General features: G+C 71.2%; 6 protein-coding genes. 4 read left to right on the top strand and 2 right to left on the bottom strand.

The window, feature by feature from the left end:
* Positions 1-464: 464 nt before the first annotated feature.
* Positions 465-665 (top strand): helix-turn-helix transcriptional regulator, encoded by a 201-nt coding sequence (locus ABT186_RS41570; RefSeq protein WP_351236108.1) that lies wholly within the window; start codon positions 465-467, stop codon positions 663-665.
* Between the two features lie 127 nt (positions 666-792).
* Here ABT186_RS41570 and ABT186_RS41565 read toward each other — a convergent pair whose 3' ends face one another.
* Entirely contained in the window at positions 793-1,836 is a 1,044-nt protein-coding gene (locus ABT186_RS41565; protein WP_351929536.1) for a zinc-dependent alcohol dehydrogenase family protein, read from the bottom strand.
* A gap of 67 nt (positions 1,837-1,903) precedes the next feature.
* The gene (locus tag ABT186_RS41560) at positions 1,904-4,144 is read right to left on the bottom strand and encodes an MMPL family transporter (protein WP_351236104.1); all 2,241 of its coding nucleotides are present in this window, start codon (positions 4,142-4,144) and stop codon (positions 1,904-1,906) included.
* A gap of 113 nt (positions 4,145-4,257) precedes the next feature.
* Between ABT186_RS41560 and ABT186_RS41555 the strand changes: the two genes are divergently transcribed.
* The 3 genes from ABT186_RS41555 to ABT186_RS41545 all read left to right on the top strand — a co-directional run bounded on the left by ABT186_RS41555 (position 4,258) and on the right by ABT186_RS41545 (position 7,741).
* Positions 4,258-5,019: a TetR family transcriptional regulator gene (locus ABT186_RS41555; protein WP_502973491.1), complete on the top strand. Its 762-nt coding sequence runs from the start codon at positions 4,258-4,260 to the stop codon at positions 5,017-5,019.
* 73 nt (positions 5,020-5,092) lie between these two features.
* Positions 5,093-5,332: a heavy-metal-associated domain-containing protein gene (locus ABT186_RS41550; protein ID WP_351236100.1), complete on the top strand. Its 240-nt coding sequence runs from the start codon at positions 5,093-5,095 to the stop codon at positions 5,330-5,332.
* An 87-nt stretch (positions 5,333-5,419) separates the two neighbouring features.
* Positions 5,420-7,741: a heavy metal translocating P-type ATPase gene (locus ABT186_RS41545; protein ID WP_351929534.1), complete on the top strand. Its 2,322-nt coding sequence runs from the start codon at positions 5,420-5,422 to the stop codon at positions 7,739-7,741.
* Positions 7,742-7,886 lie beyond the last annotated feature (145 nt).

Here is a 7,886-nt window from a genome sequence, read left to right as displayed (position 1 = left end):
GGCCCCGGCGCCTGGGGTGTATTTTCGGGCGGTGCGGGGGGCGCGCCACTCCCTGACCGTGGGGGCCGCGGCCCAATCCCCCGGGGCGGGGGGGGGGGGGCGGGCCCCCCGCCCCCCCCACGGCCGAGCCGCTGCTCACGCACATCTCCTCCTTGTTCGCGGCCCAGGGGGCGCCCACTCGGTGGGCGCCCCCTGGGCCGTCCCTGTTCCGCTGCAGGCAGGCCGGCTGCGGCAGGCCGGCAGGCCGCCCCCGGCGAATTCATCATCCGTGTCACAAAGAACACCTCACTGTCACAGATGTCCCGTGTATGCGGGTCATCCGTCACACCCGTTCCACAGGCCCTGTCCCGGCGCGCTGCGTGTCGTTGACAGATCACAGGCTTTGTGATCGCCAGCGCAGCGCCCGGCTCCCCCGACGGCCTTCCCCCGGCCGCCGCCGCGGTGCGCGCAGGGAGGTGCTACTGATGACCGACCGTCGGCTGTGGTCGTACAAGGAGATCGCCGCGCACATCCGGGTGCAGCCGGACACCGTGAGGTCGTACCGCAAGCACGGACTGCTTCCTCCTCCCGACCATGTGGAGGGCGGAAAACCCTACTGGTACGCCGACACCGTCCGAGCCTGGGTGGCCTCCCGCCCCCGCAACCGCAGCCGGGGAGAGTCCTGAACGCCTCTCCTCTCCCGCCAAGTGGCCCGTTCAAGTGACCCGTTCAAGTGGCCCGTCCCCGACCGGGGTGGGCCACTCGCACGTTGTCACGTCGTCCGTCGCGGCCGGTCTCCGGAGATCGGTCGTCTCAGCTCCACGGTTCGATGACTGTGACTCCCTGGCCCGGGGCAGTTCCCATGGCCGTCAGTGCGTCCGGGGCCGCGTCCAGCGGGATCGTCGAGGTCACCAGGAGGTCGGGGCGCAGGGCGCCCGAGCGGACCAGTTCCAGCATGGGCGGGTAGGTGTGAGCCGCCATGCCGTGGCTGCCGAGGATCTCCAGCTCCAGCGCGATCACTCTGGACATCGGGACCGGGGTGGTACCGGTCGGTGACGGCAGCAGGCCCACCTGGACATGCCGGCCCCGGCGGCGCAGACCGTTCACCGACGCGGCACAGGTCGCCGGGGAGCCGAGTGCGTCGAGGGAGACGTGGGCGCCACCGCCGGTGAGCGTGCGGACCGCCTCCGACGTGTCCTCGGTGCGCGTCGCGTCCACGCACTCCGCCGCCCCGAACTTCCGGGCCAGATCCAGGGCCCGGGGTGATACGTCGACGGCCACGACTCTCGCTCCCGATGCCGCTGCGATCATCACCGCCGACAGGCCGACACCGCCGCAGCCGTGCACGGCGACCCACTCCCCCGCCGCCGCCCGGCCCTGCTGGACGACCGCGCGGAACGCCGTGGCGAACCGGCACCCCAGCCCCGCAGCCGTCCGGAACGACATCTCCTCCGGCACCGCCACCAGATTGACATCCGCGTGTTCCAACGCCACGTACTGGGCGAAGGACCCCCAGTGCGTGAACCCCGGCTGTGTCTGCCGCTCGCACACCTGCTGGTCGCCCGCCGCACAGGACGGACAGCTGCCGCAGGCACAGACGAAGGGCACCGTGACGCGGTCGCCGGGCCGCCAGCGGGTCACCCGGGCGCCCACTTCCTCGACGACACCGGCGAGTTCGTGCCCGGGCACATGCGGCAGGCTGATGTCCGGGTCGTGCCCCATCCAGCCGTGCCAGTCGCTGCGGCAGAGCCCCGTCGCCTCGACCCGCACCACGACCCCGTGCCCGGACGGCTCGGGGTCCGCCATCTCGCGCACCTCGGCCGGCTCCCCGAACCGCTCGAACACCACCGCACGCATAGGACCGCACCCTCCGACCGTGTCCGCGACCGCCAGTACCCCTGGAGATCATCTCTCCGGCGGAACGCTAGCCGCGCGCCCCGGCCTTGTCCCGGTCCCTGTCCGCCTCCTTCTCCTCGACGGCGGCCGCGGGCTCCTCCTCGCGCAGCCCGAACCGTTGGTGGAAGCGCCGCAGCGGCGCCGGGGCCCACCAGGTGGCACGGCCGGTCAGCCGCATCACCGCCGGGACCAGCAGGCTGCGGACGACCATCGCGTCCATCAGGACCGCGAGCGCGATGCCCAGGCCGAGCATCTTGGTGTTGGTGACCCGGGAGGTCCCGATCGCGACCATCACCACGGCCAGGATGACCGCCGCCGCGGTGATCAGCCCGCCGGTGCGCTGCAGTCCGAAGCGCACCGCCTCGCGATGGTCGCCCGTGCGGTCGTACTCCTCCTTGATGCGGGACAGCAGGAACACGCCGTAGTCCATGGAGAGGCCGAAGGCCACGCAGAACATCAGGACCGGCAGGGTCGTCTCGATCGAGCCCGGGCTGGTGAAGCCGAGCAGGCCCGAGAGATGACCGTCCTGGAAGACCCACACCACCGCGCCGAACATTGCCGTCAGGCTCAGGGCGTTGAGCAGGACCGCCTGGACCGGGATCAGCACGCTTCCGGTCAGCAGGAAGACCAGGAGCAGGGTGACCGCGGCGATGAAGCCCGCCGCCCAGGGCAGCCGGTCGGCTATCGCATGCTTGCTGTCGACCAGGACCGCCGCCGTGCCCGTCACCGAGGTGTCGAACGGGGCGGGGGTGTTGCGCAGTTCGCCCACCAGCCGCTGGGCGCCGGAGTCCACTGCCTCGCCCTTCGGCTGCACCGCGAAGTACGCCTTGTCGCCCTTCACCAGCGGTCCGTCCACCCGCAGCACCTCGGGCAGCGCGGCGATCCGGTCCTTGTAAGCGGCGTACTGCGTCTGGGTCGCCTGTCCCTCGGCGAGCACCTCAAGACCGCCGCCGGGGCTGCCCGGGAACCCGTCCCGGATGTGCTGCTGCACCACATGGGACTCGGCGCCCGAGGGCAGCTGGCGGTCGTCCGCCGTGCCGAACTTCACGCCCAGGAACGGCAGTCCGAGGAGCACCAGGCCGACGGTGGTGGCCACGGCGAAGACCGGAGCGCGCCGCATCACCAGGGCCGCCATCCGGCCCCAGGCACCCCCCTCACCGGACTCCCTGGACCCTCCGCGCCGCAGCAGCCGTCGCAGGTCAAGCGCGTTCACCCGGTGGCCCAGCAGCATCAGCGCCGCCGGGAGCAGCACCAGCGCGGCCGCCGCGGCCAGCAGCACCACCGCGATGCCCGCGTAGGCGAACGAGCGCAGGAAGTACTGCGGGAAGACGAGCATCGCAGCCAGGGAGACGGCGACCGTCAGGGCGGAGAAGAGGACCGTGCGGCCCGCCGTCCGCAGGGTGACGGCGACCGCGCCCAACGGGTCGGCGCCCGTGGACAGTTCCTCGCGGAACCTGCGCACGATGAAGAGCGCGTAGTCGATGGCGAGGCCGAGGCCCAGGGCCGTGGTGAGGTTCAGCGCGAAGACGGAGACGTCGGTGAGCTCCGTGAGGCCCCGCAGGACGGCATTGGTGCCCAGGATGGCGACGATGCCGATGCCGAGCGGCAGCAGGGCCGCCACCGCGCTGCCGAAGACCATCACCAGCAGCACCAGCGTGATCGGCAGGGCGATCAGCTCGGCGCGGGTCAGGTCCTCACGGATGGTCGTCTGCATCTCGGACCGCACGGCGACCGGGCCGCCGACCGTGACCCGCACCGGGCCGTGCGCGCCCCGGTAGTGGGGCGCTATGCGGTCCAGGGTGTCGCTGGCGGCCTTCTCCTCGCCCGTGATGTGGGCTGCTATCAGCGCCTCGTGCCCGTCCTTGGCGCGCAGCGCGGGCGCGCCCGACTGCCAGTAGGAGCCGACGCCCGTGACGCCCTGCTCGGACGCGAGCCGCGCGGTCAGGCGCTGTGCCTCCGCGGCGACCGCCGGTTCGTCCACGGACCTGCCCCCCGAGTCGATGAGGAGCAGCAGATTGGGCTGCGAGGCGGGGAACTCCCGCTCCAGCGCGTTGGTAGCGTACGTGGACTGGGCGGCCGGGTCCTGCCAGCCGCCGCTGCCGAGCCGGTCCGCGACCCCGCTGCCGGCGACCACGGCGAACGCCGTGAGCAGCAGCGCGACGAGCAGAGACAGCCGGGGCCGCGCGGTCACGAACCGCGTCCAGCCGCCCGGCCGCACGCCTGCGTCGTCCGCCCTCTCCCGCCCGCCCCTGCTGTTGACTTCGGACATGACGCGGTGTCCCCTTCACCGTGACCCCGCATCCCGTACATCCGTGCAGGCAGCATGGGTCGTCCATTGCCACTAGACTGGCAAACACGAGTCATCACTCGCGTTTCTCAAGAATGCGAGCGACCGCTCGTGTTTGTCAATCGCGTTCCGAGAGCTGGGGACAACGCGTGCCCAAGAGTCAGCAGACCGAGGGGCCGGCTACCGGACCGGCCACGGAGCAGGCCGAGCAACAGCACCAGGAGGCCAGGCCGCGCCGCCGCCAGGCCCGCGGCGAGCGCCGTATCGCCCAACTCCTGGAGGCCGCGGCCACGGTCTTCTGCCGCACCGGCTACACCGCCGCGAGCACCAACGCGATCGCCCGCGAGGCCGGCGTCTCCCCGGGCACGCTCTACCAGTTCTTCCCGAACAAGGAAGCGATCGCCATCGGCCTCAGCGACCAGCTGATGCGGCAGTGGCAGGAGTCGCAGGAGCGGGCGCTCGCCGACGAGCACATCGGACTGCCGCTGGAGCAGATGCTGGACCGGGCACTCGACCCGTTGATCGCGTTCAACGTCGAGAACCCGGCCTTCGGCATCCTGCTGCACGGCCCCGATGCCCCCGGATCGATCACTCAGGATCACACCACCCTGCACGAGGCCTCGCTCACCCGCATCGAGGAGATCGTCGCGGGCTACCTGCCGAGCGCCCCGCCCGACCAGCGCACCCGCACCGCGAACATGGTGCTCGCCCTCTTCAAGGCCGGCCTGGACCTGGTCATGTCCCACGAGGGCGCGGAGCGGGAGGCATACATCACCGAGCTGAAGACGGCGATGCACCGCTACCTCGAGCCCCTGCTGGACGCGGACTCCCACCCCGCCGCCGACTCTCTTGGGTGAATATCCGTGAATACCCCCTAGGGGTACAGTGTGGTTCACGCAAGCCCCACACGCCTCCCCGAGGAGTAACGACATGACCGCACAGACCCACACCCCGGGTTCCGTGACGACCGTCTACAAGGTGAGCGGGATGAGCTGCGGGCACTGTGAAGGCTCCGTCTCCGGTGAGATCTCCGGGATCGCCGGCGTCAGCTCGGTCACGGCCGTCGCCTCAACCGGCGAGGTCACGGTGGTCTCCGCCGCGCCCCTCGACGACGAGGCCGTGCGCGCCGCGGTCGACGAGGCGGGCTTCGAACTCGTCAGCAAGGCCTGAACCGCCAGCATCTGCTCTCCGCATCGGGCCGTGCCGACCAGCTGATACTGGCTCCGCACGGTCCGGTCCGTTGTCTGGAGTCCGGACATGACCAGCACCGCAGCACCAGCACAAGCACAAGCACCGATAGAAGAGGCCGCGCGCTCCGAGGTCGAACTCACGATCGGCGGCATGACCTGCGCCTCCTGCGCGGCCCGGGTCGAGAAGAAGCTCAACCGCATGGACGGCGTCACGGCCACGGTGAACTTCGCGACGGAGAAGGCGAAGGTCTCGTACGCCGACGGGATCCAGGTCGCCGATCTGATCGCCACGGTGGTGAAGACCGGCTACACGGCCGAGGAGCCACCGCCGCCGCAGCCCGAACAGCCCGAAGCTCCCACGGTCCCCGAGGAAGACCCGGAGCTCACGTCTCTCCGCGAGCGCCTGACCGTCTCCGCCCTGCTCGCCCTGCCCGTGGTCCTGCTCTCGATGGTCCCGGCCCTGCAGTTCGACAACTGGCAGTGGCTCTCCCTGACGCTCGCCGCGCCCGTCGTCGTCTGGGGCGGACTGCCCTTCCACAAGGCCGCCTTCACCAACGCCCGGCACGGCGCGGCCACCATGGACACGCTCGTCTCGGTCGGCACGCTCGCCGCCTTCGGCTGGTCCCTGTGGGCGCTGTTCTGGGGGGACGCCGGGATGCCCGGCATGCACCACGGCTTCGACTTCACCGTCTCCCGCACGGACGGGTCCTCGACCATCTATCTGGAAGTGGCCGCCGGTGTCGTCGCGTTCATCCTGCTGGGCCGCTATCTGGAGGCCCGCTCCAAGCGGCGCGCGGGCGCGGCCCTGAAGGCGCTGCTCGAACTGGGCGCGAAGGACGTCGCGGTCCTGCAATACGAGGAGGGCGAGCGCGAAGCGCTCTCGGTTGAGGCCGGTGGTGGGAGACGGGTGGGCGGCCGTGAGGTACGTGTTCCGGTGGCGCGGCTGACCGTCGGCGACCGGTTCGTCGTACGGCCCGGCGAGAAGATCGCGACCGACGGGACCGTCGTAGAGGGCGTCTCCGCGGTCGACACGTCCATGCTGACGGGCGAGTCGGTGCCGGTCGATGTGTCCGTGGGGGACTCCGTGACCGGCGCGACCGTGAACGCCGGGGGCCGGCTGGTGGTCGAGGCGACCCGGGTCGGCGCGGACACCCAGCTCGCACGGATGGCGCGGCTCGTCGAGGACGCCCAGAACGGCAAGGCCGAGGTGCAGCGTCTCGCCGACCGCATCTCCGGGATCTTCGTGCCCATCGTGCTGCTGATCGCGCTCGGCACGTTCGGGGTGTGGCTCGGCGTCACCGGTGACACGGTCGCCGCGTTCACCGCGGCCGTCGCGGTGCTGATCATCGCCTGCCCGTGCGCGCTCGGCCTCGCCACCCCGACCGCGCTGATGGTCGGTACGGGCCGTGGCGCCCAGCTCGGCATCCTGATCAAGGGCCCCGAGGTCCTGGAGTCCACGCGCCGCATCGACACGGTGGTCCTGGACAAGACCGGAACGGTCACCACCGGCCGGATGACCCTTCAGGGGGTGTACGTCGCGGAGGACGCGGACGAGAAGGAGGTTCTGCGGCTCGCAGGAGCCCTGGAACACGCCTCCGAGCACCCGATCGCCCGAGCGGTCGCAGCAGGGGCTCAGGAGCGCGTCGGTGACCTTCCGGCGCCGGAGCACTTCGACAACGTGCCCGGGCTCGGCGTGCGCGGGCGCGTGGACGGGCACGAGGTCACGGTGGGCCGGTTCGCGGGCGAGCTCCCGGACGGGCCGGCCGGTGCGAAGGCCCGGGCCGAGGCGGAGGGGCGGACGGCCGTCGTGGTCGCCCGGGACGGCGTGGCACTCGGTGTCCTCACCGTCGCCGACGCGATCAAGGAGACCAGCGCCGAGGCCGTACGGGAACTGCGCGCGCTGGGACTGACGCCGGTGCTGCTGACCGGGGACAACCGGGCGGTTGCCGAGGCGGTGGCGCGGGCCGTCGGCATCGACTCCGGCGATGTGATCGCCGAGGTGCTGCCGGAGGAGAAGGTCGGCGTCGTCAGGCGGCTCCAGGGCGAGGGGCGGACGGTCGCCATGGTCGGCGACGGCGTCAACGACGCGGCCGCGCTCGCCACCGCCGACCTGGGTCTGGCGATGGGCACGGGGACGGACGCGGCGATCGAGGCGAGCGATCTGACGCTGGTGCGCGGGGATCTACGGGTGGCCGCGGACGCGATCCGGCTGTCGCGGCGGACGCTCGCCACGATCAAGGGGAACCTGGTGTGGGCCTTCGGGTACAACGTGGCCGCGTTGCCGCTGGCCGCCGCCGGTCTTCTGAACCCGATGATCGCGGGCGCGGCCATGGCGTTCTCCTCGGTGTTCGTGGTCACCAACAGCCTTCGGCTCAGGGCATTCTCATGACGGAGGAGTAAGAGTCCCTCTAGAGTCCGAGGCGTGCCTCACATAAGCTCTTCACAAGGCTCGCGCATCATCCTTACGCTGGGTCCTCGATCGTCATATCTGGTCTCTTGCGTATCTTCAGGACATACGCAAGAGACGCAGATCA

Origin of the sequence: Streptomyces sp. NPDC001634 (assembly GCF_040298185.1) — a bacterium.
Lineage (GTDB): Bacteria > Actinomycetota > Actinomycetes > Streptomycetales > Streptomycetaceae > Streptomyces.
This window is presented reverse-complemented; position numbering and strand designations above follow the sequence as displayed.